This window comes from Citrobacter sp. CK188, from assembly GCF_030333525.1.
GTDB lineage: Bacteria > Pseudomonadota > Gammaproteobacteria > Enterobacterales > Enterobacteriaceae > Citrobacter_B > Citrobacter_B koseri.
The window spans coordinates 32,310-49,354 of the sequence record NZ_JAOWFU010000036.1 but is presented as its reverse complement, the minus strand read 5'-3'; the positions used below and the strand labels follow the sequence as shown (position 1 = coordinate 49,354).

The 17,045-nt window shown below is 55.4% G+C and carries 9 protein-coding genes and 1 pseudogene; 3 read left to right on the top strand and 7 right to left on the bottom strand.

Translation table 11 applies throughout. The annotated features are described in order from the left end of the window. Positions 1-62: 62 nt before the first annotated feature. Positions 63-3,329 (bottom strand): DUF5107 domain-containing protein, encoded by a 3,267-nt coding sequence (locus OGV67_RS17840; protein WP_115614555.1) that lies wholly within the window; start codon positions 3,327-3,329, stop codon positions 63-65. Between the two features lie 114 nt (positions 3,330-3,443). On the opposite strand from OGV67_RS17840, the gene OGV67_RS17835 reads away from it, so the two are divergent. After that, the gene (locus OGV67_RS17835) at positions 3,444-4,637 is read left to right on the top strand and encodes an ROK family transcriptional regulator (RefSeq protein ID WP_115614554.1); all 1,194 of its coding nucleotides are present in this window, start codon (positions 3,444-3,446) and stop codon (positions 4,635-4,637) included. A 183-nt stretch (positions 4,638-4,820) separates the two neighbouring features. Here the strand turns inward: OGV67_RS17835 and glyA are convergent, their stop codons facing one another. Further along, on the bottom strand, positions 4,821-6,074 hold the full coding sequence (gene glyA, locus OGV67_RS17830; protein ID WP_049009096.1) for a serine hydroxymethyltransferase: 1,254 nt from the start codon (positions 6,072-6,074) through the stop codon (positions 4,821-4,823). Between the two features lie 326 nt (positions 6,075-6,400). Between glyA and hmpA the strand changes: the two genes are divergently transcribed. Continuing rightward, positions 6,401-7,591, top strand: coding sequence for an NO-inducible flavohemoprotein (gene hmpA / locus OGV67_RS17825; RefSeq protein ID WP_012131231.1), 1,191 nt, complete (start codon positions 6,401-6,403; stop codon positions 7,589-7,591). Positions 7,592-7,595: 4 nt separating this feature from the next. Further along, positions 7,596-7,691, top strand: a pseudogene (locus tag OGV67_RS22195) (hypothetical protein); the annotation flags it as partial. On the opposite strand, the gene glnB reads toward OGV67_RS22195, so the two are convergent. The 5 genes from glnB to purL form a co-directional block, all read right to left on the bottom strand. After that, the gene (gene glnB / locus OGV67_RS17820; RefSeq protein WP_002914032.1) at positions 7,688-8,026 is read right to left on the bottom strand and encodes a nitrogen regulatory protein P-II; all 339 of its coding nucleotides are present in this window, start codon (positions 8,024-8,026) and stop codon (positions 7,688-7,690) included. The pseudogene OGV67_RS22195 and the gene glnB overlap by 4 nt on opposite strands. Before the next feature lie 76 nt (positions 8,027-8,102). Further along, positions 8,103-9,437, bottom strand: a complete 1,335-nt coding sequence (glrR, locus tag OGV67_RS17815) for a two-component system response regulator GlrR (RefSeq protein ID WP_024130114.1) — start codon at positions 9,435-9,437, stop codon at positions 8,103-8,105. After that, positions 9,437-10,180, bottom strand: a complete 744-nt coding sequence (gene qseG, locus OGV67_RS17810; protein ID WP_115614553.1) for a two-component system QseEF-associated lipoprotein QseG — start codon at positions 10,178-10,180, stop codon at positions 9,437-9,439. The genes glrR and qseG overlap by 1 nt, the downstream gene beginning before the upstream one ends. A 23-nt stretch (positions 10,181-10,203) precedes the next feature. Beyond that, positions 10,204-11,634: a two component system sensor histidine kinase QseE/GlrK gene (gene qseE / locus OGV67_RS17805; RefSeq protein WP_047461964.1), complete on the bottom strand. Its 1,431-nt coding sequence runs from the start codon at positions 11,632-11,634 to the stop codon at positions 10,204-10,206. A gap of 1,300 nt (positions 11,635-12,934) precedes the next feature. Further along, positions 12,935-16,822 carry a phosphoribosylformylglycinamidine synthase gene (gene purL, locus OGV67_RS17800; protein WP_115614552.1) on the bottom strand — a complete coding sequence of 1,296 codons (3,888 nt, stop codon included), beginning with the start codon at positions 16,820-16,822 and terminating at the stop codon, positions 12,935-12,937. Between the last annotated feature and the right edge of the window lie 223 nt (positions 16,823-17,045).

The following is a 17,045-nucleotide window of genomic DNA, read 5'->3' as shown; positions in this document are numbered from 1 at the left end:
TCTTTCAGGGAAACGCAGGGAACAGCAGGTTTCAGGTGGAGTCGCCTCCACCTGTTCAGGGTCTATTGAAATAACGGTATGTTGAGCGCATGGCGCAGCAGCTGCGCCTTGTCATGCGTCGGATTGCGTTGCAGGAGCGCGTTTAGCGCCTGCTGGCACGCCGGGATATCACCCAGCCCCAGATGGCCCAGCGCGGTAATGAACAGACAGTGCTGCTGGTGTTTCTCCTGCGCGGGTGTATCCAGCACCACCAGATCCGGTAACGATACGGCGAAGAAATCGACGTCGGGAACCTTGTCACGCTGCGTCTCCACCCATTGCAGGAAACTCTGGAAAAGAAGGTTCGCTTCAGTGCAGTCACCTGACGCTTTCAGCGCCATCCCCTGCCAGAAGAGATAATCCACCGGCTGGTCATTGTAGTAACGTCCCGCGTCCAGCGAGCTGCCTCCGCGAGTCGCGCGGGTGAAATAGCGCTGCGCCTCATCATGATGACCTTGCTGGCGCGCGCAATAGCCCAGCAAATACCAGATGTCATTATCCGTTTGTCCCGGTAAACGCCCCTCGCCGAGATTGTGCGGATAGTGCAACGCCTGCTGAAGCAAAACGGTAGCGTTTTGCGGCTCGCCACGGCGAATAGCCTCCAGCGCCTGATGGATCTGATTCAGTAAATATTGCCCGGTGGCTTTGCCCTCCCCGCCTTCCCAGGGGTGAAAAACACGTTCGCGCAACACCCCGGCGGCCGCTTCGTAGCGACCGAGGCTATTCCATACGCTAAGCAATTCCACGGTCAGATCGTCGCGATGGAAAACAATCTCTTTGCTGGCCTCCAGCCGTTGTAAACGCGCCTCGGCTGGCGCTGCCATCAGTTTGTTCAGATAATCCAGCTCAAACAGGAAGCGGGCATTCTTCGGCTCCAGCACGACTGCCTGAGACAGGTATTTCAGCGCTTTCTGCGCATCGTGCTGTTTGTTCCAGGCGTAAATCCCCAGCAGCCGATGCACCGGCGCGAAATTCGGTTCCTGCTCCAGCGTAAACTGCCAGCAATTCACCGCCTCTTCATAACAACGTTTGCTGTACCAGAAACAACCCAGCAGATAGCGAGCGAAGGCGCAATCCGACAGCGTTTGCAGCATTTGCACTTCGTCGAGCGTGTTGGGAAAACGAACGCGGTTGTGCAAACAGTCGCGAGCCTGCGCAATAAACGGTTGCGGATCATCACTCAGCGATGCGCGCCACAGCATGGGCAGCGTCTCCTGGCTGTCGAGCAGCGTCAGCACCGCGCGGGCGGCCTCTTTTTGCCCACAAGAGACCAGCCAGCCCGCCAGCTCGCAGGCGTTGGTGCCACGGCGCCCGGTAATGGCGATAAGCGCCTCTTTCGCCGCCTCATCCTGACGGATAGCCCAACGCGCATAATGCAGGGTGTAACTCAGCGGGTACTCAATAAGCTGCTGTGAAATATACGCCAGCGCTTCGGCTGTGCGCCCGAGTCCGGCCAGAACCAGTGCTTTCAGCCCCATCGCCAGATTATTGCTGCCATTAAAGCGCAAACTCAGATTCACTTTCTCCAGCGCATCGTCGTAATCATTCCGCTTCATGGCGATTCGCGCCAGCGACCAGAAGGCCGCGTCACGACAGTTGCCGCTCCAGCTGGCTTTGTAATAGTGCTCGCGGGCGAGGTCGTCCTTGCCCTGGCGTTCCAGCGCGGCGGCCAGCAGCATACTCGCCTCCCCATCACGCGGATTTTTATTGAGCTTATGCGCCCGCTGTAAGGCGGACTGCGCACAGCGCTCTGCCTGCGCCCAGTCCGCACGATTCAGCGCCAGCGTGCCCAGCGCGACATTGTTGCGATAGTCATGCGGATCCACGTCCAGCGCTCGCTGGTAATACTCTTCTGCATAGCGGCTGGCATGGTTGTACTGCTCCAGATGCTGACCAATAAAATAGAGCTCATCAGTACTGGACAGCGCCTCTGGTAGTTCGGGCGCACAGGCCGCTTTCGGCAACGGCAAGTCCTCCGCGATATGCTCCTCATACGCCAGCAGCGTGACGCCATCACGACGGGCAACGGTCATTTTCACCCGCGCGTGGCCCGCGTCAGAAAGATCGGCGCGCCAGCTTTGACCGGGTTCCAGCGTGAGTGTTTTTTCAAAGAACGGTTGCCCCTGGGCACAAAGCGTTACCTGAACGTCATGTAGCGGCGCAACGGCATAAACGCCGGATGAAAGCTGGTTCCCTTCTCGCTCAAGGTGCAGCGCAAGCTGCGTACTGGCGTTTTGCACCATGCCCAGTTCACTGTAGGGCAGGAAATTCTGCACGAAGACTTTCTCTTCATACGGCGCAAGCCAGGTAAAATCTGGCTGGTTGTCGGTGAAGACCCCGGTCATGAGTTCAATGTACGGGCCGTTGTCATCGGTCAGGTTGCGATCCCAGGCCACGCCAAAATCACCGTATCCCCACGTCCACTGTTTTTTACCCGGCGAAATATGGTGGTCGGCCACATGCAGCAGTCCCCCTCGTTCGCCATGATGCCAGGCGCCGACAAAATCATAATCTGACTTTTCAGCCATATAAGAGGTCGGCACCGGCACATTTTTATAACGCGAGATATCCACGCCGGCAGAGTAGTCCACTTTGTAATAAGTACCCGTCGCGATCGGAAAGGCGGAGACATCCCGTTTACCGTGATCATATACGGCAGTGACGTCCGGCGGGAAAACGCTCTGGTGGTCGTCTCCGCCTTTCACCGCCGGGTTTGCCCACCACAAAAAATGGCGCGGCGTAGCGTTGCCGTTAAAGACTTTTCCGGTGATTTCAATTAATGCCCGATCGGGGTACAGCGTAAATCCGGTCATCACCTGCAAGCCGCGCATGGGTTCTACTTCCCCCATCCACACGGTTTGTTCTCCGTGTTCGCCCTGCTGACAGGTAAAATCCACCGGCATAAATGTGGTAGGACGGTGATGCTGCGGCCAGTTAAATTCAATCCCACCGGAGATCCACGGCCCCAGCAGCCCGACCAGCGCGGGTTTCACCACTTCGTTGTAGTAAACAAAATCACGCTGCTGCACTTTGTCATACGCGCGATGAATACGTCCGCCCAGTTCCGGCAACAGCATGATGCGAATAAAATCATTCTCCATCCAGACTGCCTGATACTCGCGCATTTCACGTTCACCGGTCAGCGTATCGATGACGCCATAAGGATAAACCGCGCCTGAAGACCCCTGATAAACCCGCTTTTCCAGGAACATCGGGTTCGGATCTTCTTCGCCGGTTGTCCACGTAGGGAGTGAGAGTGTTTCCTGCCAGACCTTAACTGAACCGTACATGTCATTCTCCACTAAACAAACAAAAGTAAAATTTCACCTTGCTGCTATTCTGGGGCAGATAACTGGCGTTAAAATACGCAATGCTCACGCAATATAGTTAAGGGAGTTAAGTGTATGCAGCGTACAGGGTTCAATAACGCCCGGGTCAGGCAAGCCAACAAGCAGATCTTTCTGTCGCACCTGTGGCGTGAAAAACAGCTCAGTAAATCCCGGCTGGCGCAGCTCAGCGGCCTGTCGATTCCGGCGGTCAGCAATATTCTGGAGGAGTTGATCGATGAGGGAAGAATTTGCCATTCCCGGGAGACGTTAAGCCAACGAGGGCTGAGTAGCGGCAGCTATCATCTGCCCGAACAGGGAGACTGGACGCTGTGTATGAACGTGACGCCCACCAGCATCACCAGCCAGCTGGCAGATGCGCGTCTGGTCGCCGTGGGCGACTGGCGCCATGCGGAGATCAATGCCGGTTCGCCAAAAGCCTTGTTGACCGCGCTTGCCGTGCACTGGCGGGAATATCGTCAGCGCTATCCCGACGTGACCATCAATCTGGCATTAGGCGTTCACGGTCAGGTCGATCCCATTACCGGGGCGTCAAAAACCATGCCGCAGGCACCGTGGAAAACCCCGGTTGAGATTAAATATTTGCTGGAAGAGATGCTCGGCGTACAGGTGCGGTTAGACAATGACTGCGTGATGCTGGCGCTGGCGGAGAAGTGGCAAAACCCGGCGGCAAACCGCGATTTCTGCGTCATTAACGTCGATTACGGGATTGGTTCCTCCTTTGTCATCAACGACAACATCTGGCGCGGCAGTTTGTATGGCAGCGGTCAGATCGGACATACCATCGTCAACCCGGACGGGGTGGCCTGTGATTGCGGCCGCTACGGCTGTCTGGAAACCGTGGCTTCGCTCAGCGCGCTTAAAAAGCAGGCCCGACGGTGGATGAAAACGCAGCCCACGGCGGATTGCGACCCAGAAACTATCACCATCGATCAACTGATTACCACCTGGCAACAGGGCGATGTCCGCATCCAGGCCTGGGTGGAACACGCCGCCAGCGCGATTGGCCTGAGTTTATATAACTTTCTGAATATCCTGAATATTAACCAAATCTGGATTTATGGCCGCAGTTGCGCCTTTGGCGAAAGCTGGCTGAATACGCTGGTGCAGCAAACGGGGTTTAATCCCTTTGATCATGGCGATAACCCGCAGGCAAGGTCCACCCGGATCGGCTTTGGCACACTCAGTCGTTCGCAACAGTTGATGGGGATCGGCTATCTGTACGTCGAATCACAGCTAAACGCGATCTGAGTATAAGTCCGACACCCTGCGATGAAAGGAGATCCGCCTGTCGAACGAAAACCACCGGCGTAGTATTAAAATTATTCATATAACCGGGTATCAAAGCCGCGCCTGGATTCGCCCGCACGGCGTGACCCGGAAATAAAAAAGGCTTCCCGCAGGAAGCCTTTTTCACGATGCCAGGCGTATCGCTTACGCGTAAACCGGGAAGCGTGCGCAGATGTCCAGCACTTTGCCTTTGATGCGCTCGATAACCGCTTCATCGTTGATGTTGTCCAGCACATCGCACATCCAGCCAGCCAGCTCTTTGGCTTCAGCTTCTTTAAAGCCGCGACGCGTAATGGCCGGAGAACCGATACGGATACCGGAAGTGACGAACGGGCTCTTCGGATCGTTCGGCACGCTGTTTTTGTTAACGGTGATGTTGGCACGACCCAGCGCGGCGTCAGCTTCTTTACCGGTCAGGTTTTTGTCCACCAGATCCAGCAGGAACAGGTGGTTCTCTGTACCGCCGGAAACCACTTTGTAGCCACGGTTCAGGAACACTTCCACCATCGCTTTGGCGTTTTTGGCAACCTGCTGCTGGTAGACTTTGAACTCCGGTTCCATCGCTTCTTTCAGCGCCACCGCTTTACCGGCGATCACATGCATCAGCGGGCCACCCTGAGCACTAGGGAAAACGGCAGAGTTCAGTTTTTTGTACAACTCTTCGTCACCGCCTTTCGCCAGGATCAGGCCGCCGCGCGGACCCGCCAGGGTTTTGTGCGTGGTGGTGGTCACAACGTGAGCATGCGGAACCGGGTTCGGGTAAACGCCTGCGGCGATAAGACCCGCGACGTGCGCCATATCAACAAACAAGTACGCGCCAATGCTGTCGGCAATTTCACGCATTTTTGCCCAGTCAACGACGCCGGAATAAGCAGAGAAGCCGCCGATGATCATCTTCGGTTTGTGAGTCTGAGCCAGCTTCGCCATCTCTTCGTAGTCAATTTTACCGGACTCATCGATGCCGTAAGGCACGATGTTGTACAGTTTACCGGAGAAGTTTACCGGAGAACCGTGAGTCAGGTGGCCACCTTGCGCCAGGTTCATACCCAGAACGGTGTCGCCCGGTTGCAGCAGCGCAGTGTAGACCGCGAAGTTAGCCTGAGAACCAGAGTGCGGCTGGACGTTGGCGTAGTCTGCGCCAAACAGTTCTTTCGCGCGGTCAATCGCCAGTTGCTCAACGACATCCACATATTCGCAACCGCCGTAGTAGCGCTTGCCCGGATATCCTTCAGCATATTTGTTGGTCAGCTGAGACCCCTGCGCCTGCATCACGCGCGGGCTGGTGTAGTTTTCGGAGGCGATCAGTTCGATGTGCTCTTCCTGACGTACTTTTTCCTGCTCCATAGCCTGCCACAGTTCGGCATCATAATCGGCAATGTTCATTTCACGCTTTAACATCCGCATCTCCTGACTCAGCTAACGATAAATTTTTGGCCTAAAAAGGCAATCCCGTGGGACAACGGCCAACAGTATAACCGAATCATTCTGCGATAACAGGTCTTGACAAAGGATTTTACGCAAACGATTACCTTCATGCTGTACAAGGCTTTGTCGAATGAAGACCTTACGAATTTCAACGAATTTCTTTTCAGGTTTGTGATGCAGATTTTTCACGTTGTAACGTTAAAAACGCAAAGTTACAAAGAACCATTTACAATACAGGGTTATTTTTTATAAGATGTATTTGACATACATCATTAAAGTCTCAGATAAAGGAAGACAGTATGCTTGACGCTCAAACCATCGCCACAGTAAAAGCCACCATTCCCCTGCTGGTTGAAACCGGTCCAAAACTGACCGCCCATTTCTACGATCGCATGTTTACCCACAACCCTGAACTCAAAGAAATTTTTAACATGAGTAACCAGCGAAATGGCGATCAACGTGAAGCGCTGTTTAACGCCATCGCGGCCTATGCCAGCAATATCGAAAACCTGCCTGCGCTGCTGCCTGCGGTAGAAAAAATCGCCCAGAAGCACACCAGCTTCCAGATCAAACCAGAACAGTACAACATCGTTGGCGGCCACCTGCTGGCAACGCTGGACGAAATGTTCAGCCCAGGCCAGGAAGTGCTGGATGCCTGGGGTAAAGCGTATGGCGTTCTGGCCAATGTCTTTATCAATCGCGAAGCGCAAATCTACAGCGAAAACGCCAGCAAGAATGGCGGCTGGGAAGGCACTCGTCCGTTCCGCATCGTCGCGAAAACGCCGCGCAGCGCCCTGATTACCAGCTTTGAATTTGAACCGGTCGATGGCGGCCCGGTCGCAGAATATCATCCGGGTCAATACCTGGGGGTCTGGCTGAAACCGGAAGGCTTCCCGCATCAGGAGATCCGTCAGTATTCCCTGACCCGCAAGCCGGATGGTAAAGGTTATCGCATCGCAGTTAAGCGTGAAGATGGCGGTCAGGTTTCCAGCTGGCTGCACAACCACGCAAGCGTCGGCGATATCGTCCACTTAGCCGCTCCGGCAGGTGATTTCTTCATGGATGTCGCAACGGATACGCCTGTTTCTCTGATTTCCGCAGGCGTCGGCCAGACTCCGATGCTGGCTATGCTGGATACGCTGACCAAAGCCAACCACACCGCGCAGGTGAACTGGTTCCACGCGGCGGAAAACGGCGACGTGCATGCGTTTGCAGATGAAGTGAGCGAGCTGGGTAAAACCCTGCCGCGCTTTACCGCACATACCTGGTATCGCGAACCGACAGAAGCCGATCGTGCGAATGGCGCGTTTGACAGCACAGGTCTGATGGATTTAAACAAACTGGAAAGTGCGATCAGCGATCCGGCAATGCAGTTTTATCTGTGCGGTCCGGTCGGCTTTATGCAGTTTGCTGCGAAGCAGCTGACAGGGCTGGGCGTGAAAAGCGAAAACATTCATTACGAATGCTTCGGCCCACATAAAGTGCTGTAATTAAGTCATGCCTGATGGCGCTGCGCTTATCAGGCCTACGGGATTTTGTAGGCCGGATAAAGTGTTTACACCGCCATCCGGCAAGCACGACGCGGCTTAAATTGCCGCGTCGTCTTCTTCGCCGGTACGAATACGAATCACGCGCGCAACGTCAAAGACGAAAATTTTACCGTCACCAATTTTCCCCGTCTGCGCGGTGCGAATAATGGTGTCAACGCAGGTATCCACGATATCGTCGGTCACCACGATTTCAATTTTCACCTTCGGCAGAAAATCCACCATATATTCCGCGCCACGGTACAGCTCGGTATGGCCTTTCTGACGCCCAAAGCCTTTCACTTCAGTAACCGTCATACCGGTAATGCCTACCTCAGCCAGCGCTTCACGGACGTCGTCCAGCTTGAAGGGTTTAATAATCGCATCAATCTTTTTCATGCTATTCCTTGAAAAGGTCGCCTGTCTTTTAATCTGATAAACGTAACATAATTCACGCTACTTTACGGCATGAAAACTACTCTTTGAAATCGTTTGCATCCAACTCATGGCGCGAGAGCAGCTTATAAAATTCCGTCCGGTTACGCCCTGCCATTCTCGCCGCATGGGTGACATTCCCTTTGGTGATTTGCAGCAGTTTACGCAAGTAGTTAAGCTCAAACTGATTACGCGCCTCAACAAACGTCGGCAGCGCCGTATTTTCGCCTTCCAGCGCCTGCTCCACCAGCGCGTCGCTGATGACCGGCGAGGAAGTTAACGCCACGCACTGCTCAATAACGTTCACCAACTGACGCACGTTTCCCGGCCAGCTTGCGGTCATCAGGCGCTTCATCGCATCCGTTGAAAACGCCCGCACAAACGGTTTATGCCGCTCTGCTGACTGGCGCAGAAGATGATTCGCCAGCAGCGGAATATCTTCCGTACGCTCCGCCAGCGTCGGGATCTTCAGACTCACCACGTTCAGACGGTAATATAAGTCTTCGCGAAATTCACCACGCGCCATCGCCTTAGGCAGATCGCGGTGCGTTGCGGAGATAATGCGCACATCAATATCGATATCGCGATTGCTGCCAAGCGGTCTGACTTTGCGCTCTTGCAGAACGCGCAGCAGCTTAACCTGTAACGGCGCGGGCATATCGCCGATTTCGTCAAGAAACAGCGTGCCGCCTTCCGCCGCCTGAAATAACCCTTCACGGTTGCTGACCGCGCCGGTAAACGCCCCGCGCGCGTGGCCAAACAGTTCGGACTCCAGTAGCTGTTCCGGCAGCGCGCCGCAGTTAATGGCGATGAAAGGTTTACTGCTGCGCGGGCTGGCGTTATGGATAGCCTGCGCGAAAATCTCTTTCCCGGTGCCGCTTTGCCCGTTAATCAGCACGCTGACATCCGATTGCGCCACCATCCGCGCCTGTTCCAGCAAGCGTATCATCAACGGACTGCGCGTAACGATTGATTCGCGCCAGCTGTCGTCCATTGCCGGCGCCGATTGTTCAAGCGCGTCATCAATGGCCTGATACAGCGCATCTTTATCGACCGGTTTGGTCAGAAAGCTAAACACGCCTTTTTGCGTCGCCGCCACCGCATCAGGAATGGAGCCGTGTGCGGTCAAAATGATGACGGGCATACCAGGCTGGACTTTCTGGATTTCCGTGAACAGCTGCATGCCATCCATTTCATCCATTCGCAGATCGCTAATGACCAGATCCACTTTTTCGCGATTCAGTACGCGCAGCCCTTCCTGACCGCTTTCCGCCGTCACGACGCTGTAGCCTTCGCTGGTCAGGCGCATCCCAAGCAGTTTCAACAGCCCCGGGTCATCGTCCACGAGCAGCAGATGTGCCGGTTTGCGGCTTATCATGGCGTTACCTCATCTTGTGGCAGTGTGGAAGATGCGCCGTCGTCAGGCGCTGCGGGTTTGTCATTTCCGTGTGTCGCGTCAGGATTGTAGTTGCCTGCGGGTTTGCGCGTGGAGAGCTGGCGCTCAATATCAGTCAGATTCTCCAGCTTGCGCGTCGTGAGATCGAGCTGCGCCTGTAAGTGCTGATGCTGCTGACGCAACGTATCAAGCTCGCTATCCGACGCTTGCTGGAGTTTACTGTAACGCTGGCGCTCTTCGGCAAGCTGTAACTGTAGCGCCTGACCGTCGCGCCAGAGCTGATAGAGCGGGCGCACCTGAGCGGGAATTTGCGCGCTTAGCGCATCGAGGCGAGTGACCATATCGCGCCGTTCAAGGGGCGTAATTTTAGCATCCGCCAGCAGAATCCCGCGTTTGAACGTGTTCTGCCAGCTGCCATCTTCCAGAGCTCGCGCTTCATTGCGTGACTGAACAGGCAACAGGCGATCGGCACAATCAATTGCCCGCTGCCAGTAAAGCGGATTGTTATCCGTCGATGGCCCTTTGAGTAACCAGATATCCGAACAGTCGGTAGAGAGATAATCCGCCAGCTGATACGGTGGAATTTTTTCCTGCGACGCATCATTTACGACATGCTTCGCGGCATGTGGCGCGCACCCCATCAGCACCAGGCAAGGCACACTCGCTAACCATCCTCTTCGGGAAAATAATCGCTTCAGAACTCGAACAAAAACGTGTGGCATACTCACCAGGCTTAGCTTCATTTTTAGTGGTTTTTCGATGCAGATAGCGGCAGTTCGATACGGAAGCAAACTTCTTGCGCATTCTCATCGACCAGATACAGTTCCCCCTGCATACGACGGATGCAGTCCCTGGCGATACTTAACCCTAATCCGCTCCCCTTCACCGCGCCTTTACGCTGATGGCTTCCCTGGAAAAAGGGCTCAAAAATCATGGCTCTTTCCGCTTCCGGGATCGGCGTGCCCGTATTGATCACATCAATGTGCGCCTTTGAACCATATACATTGCTGCGAATACAAATGTTACCGGATTCAGCGCCATAGTGCACCGCATTGGAATAAAGATTGTCCAGCACGCTCATTAATAGCATCGGCTCGGCCAGACAACTGTCGATAGCCAGCCTGACCTCGGTATGCATCATTTTAGCGCGCGCAGGCAAACTGTGAGCGGAAACCACCATATCCACCAGCGGTTCAAGCTCCACGGTTTCCATCTCAATCGCGCTGTCCGCCAGTTTCCTGTTGTAATCAAGCAGTTGCTCAATCAACTTCTGTAAGTTGCGGCTGCTATCGTCCAGAATGCCGACGACCTCTTTTTGCTCCGGCGTCAATGGCCCCACGACCTGATCGGCCAGCAGCTCTGTCCCTTCGCGCATACTGGCCAGCGGCGTTTTCAGCTCATGCGACAGGTGGCGTAAAAACTGATGCCGTTGGGATTCCAGCCAGGACAGACGTTCACTCAACCAGATAATGCGCTGCCCCACCGAACGCAGCTCGCGCGGCCCGGTAAACGACACGGTATTCCCCAGAGAGCGCCCTTCTCCCAGCCGGTTAATCATCCGTTCTATCCCTTTCACCGGCCCAATGATCATCCTTGTAAAAAGCAGCACCATCGCCAGGCTGACCAGAAACAGCACCAGCGCCTGCCAGCCAAAGAATTGTCCGCGCTCTGCGATTTCCTGCTGTAACTGCTGCCCGCGCGAGAACACCACCGTGCGCGTTGCCTGCACCATTTCCGTATTGGCATTGGCAAAAGCCTCCAGCCGCGCGGCGGCGGTAGCGTCAGGGCCGCTATTTTTACACTGTAATTGTGCAAGACCGTTCAGATCATCGCGTAGTGCCTGGTAAAGTTTAGCGTCCGGCAATACTCCCGCATGTGCGTCCAGCATTTCGCTGTAGCGTTTTCGCTGGCTCTGATACACCTTCGCCAGCGTACGGTCGTCGAGCACGCAATATTGCCGGTAGCTGCGCTCCATCTCCAGCGCCACGTTGGTCATCGCTTCGCTGCGCCGGGCATCTATCAGCGTGGTGCGGTTAGTCTGCGCCGCCTGGGCGCTGAGCGCGTTGAGACTTTGCCAGGCCTGCCAGGCCAGTACCAACAAAGGCAACAGAATCAGCAGAAATGCCAGCATAACCAGTTGTCGCAAGGACCGGGGGAAAACAGACCAGCGCTTCAAGGCGTTACTCTCATCGGATAAGGATACAAGGATGCTAACCGAGGGGAACATCAGATACAACAAAGCCGGGATTAACCCGGCTTTGTTGTGGAATAAGGCGGTGCCTAACTCGACGTTTCGCCCGGTGGTTGATAAAGCGACGCTATTATCAGAAGTTGGACGGCAGGCACCTTGTTGTGCGTCATTCGAAGTTTATGTAGCGCTTCCCGAAGGGGCTGACATAAGAAGGTGAATGAGCCACTGGTTACTATTATGCAGTAAGTGTGCCAATTTTAAAAACAAATAATTAACATTATGATTTTATTTGGTTTTATAGAGAAATCATCACCGTTACAAAACGAACAAAATTTCAGCAAGGTGTCGCCATTCAGAGACATCTAAAAACAAACCTTACGCCATCTTTGTAAATCAATGAGTTAAATGTCTCCTTTTGGCGACACAAACAATCTGCTGATGTCGGCATTTCCCGACACCTTTATGGTTGATGGCAGGGCAAAAAATATTGCCATCCAGTGAGCGGAATTATTCTGAAGAGAGAACATAGTATCCCAGAGTATTATGCCGTTCACTTTATGTCCCGCATTTCTCTGGCGCTTCATCACCCGTGAACGCGTTAAGGGGGCTATCGCTGCCCCCTTAACAATCCCCGCTCCCGGCAGGAAAATTGTTGCTTCGCAATACCCTCCGCTTATTCCTCCAGGCTACCGGGGCGGGCGCGAGGTAGCATCCCTGCAAAGCGCGCCCTGAACCCGCATCCATGCGGGTTCCTCCGGCCTTACGGAAACACGTCGGCAATTTTCAGCCGGATCTGCCCACACCTGACCATTTCTGCGGTTTGTTTTTTTAACAGCAAAACCGGTGCAACTGAAAATCAGGGCATTACAGCAATGCCCCTGTTCCGGCTGAAAATCGATGAGACGTTGACGGCTGACCGGGTCCGCCCGCAGGGACGCGGGCGGAGGGGACGGCCTGCCGGGATGCAGGCTCGGCCCCGACCCGAAAGGCAGACGGAATAAGGCGAATAAACCGCGCAGCGGCGATTTTCCTTGCCGGAGAGCCAGGGTTGCAAGGGAGGCGGCGGTGAGCCTCCCTTGCACGTTCACGGGTACTGAGTCTTCAGAGAAATGCGGGACATAAAGTGAACGGAAAAATTTACCAGAATAAAAAGGTTCTCCGTTTAACGGATAAATACACGCCCTTCACGGAAGCTTCCTTGCCGGATGGCGGCTTCGCCTTATCCGGCCTACGGCGTATGTCCAGGCCCGATAGTACTTTGCTTATCGGGCCATTTACGTGCGGATTAACCTAACTGCTTACGCGCATTGCGGAAAATACGCATCCACGGGCTGTCTTCGCCCCAGTTTTCCGGGTGCCAGGAGTTGCTGACGGTGCGGAAGACGCGCTCCGGGTGCGGCATCATAATGGTTGCACGACCGTTTTCCGTGGTAACGGCGGTGATGCCATTTGGCGATCCGTTCGGGTTGGCCGGGTAGTTTTCCGTAACCTTACCGAAGTTATCGACATAACGCAGCGCAACCAGACCTTTGCTTTCCAGCCCAGCCAGATGCGCATCGTCACGCACTTCAACGCGTCCTTCACCGTGGGACACCGCGACAGGCATCTGTGAGCCAACCATTCCCTGCAACAGCAGAGACGGGCTTTGGGTCACTTCCACCAGGCTGAAGCGCGCTTCAAAACGGTCAGAATGGTTACGCACAAAACGCGGCCACAGATCGCTCCCCGGAATCAGTTCACGCAGGTTAGACATCATCTGGCAACCGTTACATACGCCAAGCGCCAGCGTCTGCGGGCGGTGGAAGAACGTTTCGAACTCGTCGCGTACGCGATTGTTGAACAGAATCGATTTCGCCCAGCCTTCACCCGCGCCCAGCACGTCACCGTAAGAGAAACCGCCACAGGCAACCAGCGCCTGGAAATTACCCAGCCCAATACGGCCAGCCAGCAGATCGCTCATATGCACATCAATCGCGTCAAAGCCCGCGCGATGGAACGCCGCCGCCATCTCAACGTGGGAGTTCACGCCCTGTTCGCGCAGTACGGCAACCTTCGGACGCGCGCCGGTAGCAATATACGGCGCGGCGATATCTTCATTGATATCGAACGACAATTTCACGTTCAGACCCGGGTCGGCATCGTTGGTTTTTGCGTCATGTTCCTGATCGGCACATTCCGGGTTGTCGCGCAGGCGCTGCATCTGCCAGGTCGTTTCCGCCCACCAGGTACGAAGCGTGGTGCGGCTTTCGCTGAAGACGACCTGCCCGTTGGATTCAATCACAAAACGGTCGCCGGAAACGGCCTGACCTAAATAGTGTACGCAGTCACTCAGACCGTACTTCGCCAGCAGCGCCTCGACCGCTTCGCGATCGGCCGCCCGCACCTGAATCACTGCGCCCAGCTCTTCGTTAAACAGCGCCGCCAGACGATCGTCGCCAGATGTTGCAATATCAACCTGGATGCCGCAGTGACCGGTAAAGGCCATCTCGGCAAGCGTGACCAGCAGGCCGCCGTCGGAACGGTCGTGATACGCCAGCAGTTTACGCTGCGCCACCAGCGCCTGAATCGCATCGTAGAAGCCTTTCAACTGTGCCACATCGCGCACGTCTGCCGGTTTGTCGCCCAGTTGACGATACACCTGCGCCAGCGCCGTTGCGCCCAGTGCGTTATGCCCCTGACCCAAATCGATCAGCAGCAGCGCGTTATCTTCGGTCGAGAGCTGCGGCGTGATGGTATGACGCACATCTTCCACGCGGGCAAACGCGGAAATCACCAGCGACAGCGGCGAGGTCATTTCGCGCTGCTCGTTGCCTTCCTGCCAGCGGGTTTTCATCGACATAGAGTCTTTGCCCACCGGAATCGTCAGGCCAAGCTGCGGGCAGAGTTCTTCGCCTACCGCTTTCACCGCGTCATACAGACCGGCATCTTCACCCGGATGACCGGCCGCCGCCATCCAGTTTGCGGACAGCTTGATGCGTTTGATATCGCCAATCTGGGTCGCGGCGATGTTCGTCAGCGCTTCGCCAACGGCCAGACGGGCGGAAGCGGCAAAGTCCAGCAACGCTACCGGCGCACGTTCACCGATAGACATCGCTTCACCGTAGTAGCTGTCGAGGCTGGCGGTGGTCACCGCGCAGTTCGCCACCGGCACCTGCCACGGGCCGACCATCTGATCGCGCGCCACCATACCGGTCACGGTACGGTCGCCGATGGTCACCAGGAATGTTTTCTCCGCCACGGTCGGCAGATGCAGAACCCGTTTAACCGCGTCAGCAATCGTGATATCAGCACGATCCAGCGCATCGCCTTTCGCTGTCAGCGTCTGCACGTCGCGGGTCATTTTCGGCGTTTTACCCAGCAGCACGTCCAGCGGCAGATCGATCGGTTGATTATCGAAATGACGATCGTTCAGGGACAGATGCTGTTCTTCGGTGGCCTCACCGATCACCGCATACGGCGCGCGCTCACGCTTGCACAACTCATCAAACAGCGGCAACTGGTCGGCGGCCACGGCCAGCACATAACGCTCCTGAGACTCGTTACACCAGATTTCCAGCGGGCTCATACCCGGCTCATCGCTGAGTATATCGCGCAGCTCAAATTTACCGCCGCGCCCGCCGTCGCTCACCAGCTCCGGCATCGCGTTGGAGAGACCGCCGGCCCCGACGTCGTGAATAAACAGGATCGGGTTGGCATCGCCTAACTGCCAGCAGCGGTCGATCACTTCCTGGCAGCGACGTTCCATTTCCGGGTTATCACGCTGTACGGAGGCAAAATCGAGATCCGCATCCGACTGACCAGAAGCCATAGAGGACGCCGCCCCGCCCCCCAGGCCAATGTTCATCGCCGGCCCACCGAGCACGATCAGCTTCGCGCCAACGACGATCTCGCCTTTCTGTACGTGATCGGCGCGGATGTTGCCGATCCCGCCCGCCAGCATGATCGGCTTGTGGTAGCCGCGCAGCTCTTCGCCGTTGTGGCTGTTTACTTTTTCTTCGTAAGTACGGAAGTACCCGTTCAACGCCGGGCGACCAAATTCATTATTAAACGCCGCGCCGCCCAGCGGGCCTTCGGTCATAATGTCCAGCGCGGTAACGATACGCTCTGGTTTACCAAAATCTTCTTCCCACGGCTGCTCAAAGCCCGGAATACGCAGGTTAGACACGGAGAAGCCCACCAGACCTGCTTTTGGCTTCGCGCCGCGTCCGGTTGCGCCTTCATCACGAATCTCACCACCGGAACCGGTCGCCGCGCCCGGCCACGGCGAGATCGCCGTCGGGTGGTTATGGGTTTCCACCTTCATCAGGATATGCGCGGGCTCCTGATGGAAGTCATAGCGACCGCTCTCGTGGTCAGCGAAGTAGCGTCCCACGTCAGAACCTTCCATCACCGCCGCGTTATCTTTATAGGCAGACAACACATGATCCGGCGTGGTTTCAAAGGTGTTTTTGATCATCTTAAACAGCGACTTCGGCTGCGGTTTCCCGTCGATAACCCAGTCAGCGTTAAAAATCTTATGGCGACAGTGTTCGGAGTTTGCCTGCGCGAACATATACAGTTCGATATCGTTCGGATTGCGCCCCAGCTTCGTGAAGGCGTCTTGCAGGTAATCAATTTCGTCATCCGCCAGCGCCAGACCCAGACGCAGGTTGGCGTCAGTCAGCGCCTGACGCCCTTCACCCAGCAGATCCACACTGGCAACCGGCGCAGGCTGGTGATGAACAAACAGTTTTTCCGCATCAGATAAAGAAGAGAACACGGTCTCCATCATCCGGTCGTGCAGTTCAGCGGCAATCATCTGCCACTGTTCAGCCGTGAGCGTAGCGGCTTCAACGTAGTATGCAACGCCGCGCTCCAGGCGGCTTACCTGTTGCAGACCGCAGTTATGGGCGATATCAGTCGCTTTGGAAGACCAGGGGGAGATGGTGCCAGGACGCGGCGTGACCAGCAGCAGCTTTCCTTCAGGGGTATGGCTGCTTAAGCTCGGCCCATATTTCAGCAAACGTGCAAGTTGCGCGTGCTCATCCTCGTTTAAGGGGGCGCTCAGGTCAGCAAAATGGACATACTCAGCGTAAATATTGTGGACCTGAAGATTGGCCGCCTGAAAACGCGCCAGCAGTTTGTTAATACGGAATGCAGACAGTGCAGGCGAACCACGCAGAATTTCCATCATAAGTCTCTCGTCTTCGAAGCGCCTGAGGCGCTTTAAGTGTGCGCAAGGGGGGAAACGGGCGACATTATAAAGAATCTGACGCCCCGACGAAACCGTTTGCGTCGAAATAAAATCGCCGCCTTTTCTTATCATACGGTGCGGCCAATCATTCTAATTAGTTGCCAACTGGCGCATTGTTGCGCAAAATGCCGCACATTCATGATGATTTTAACCCACCCAAATG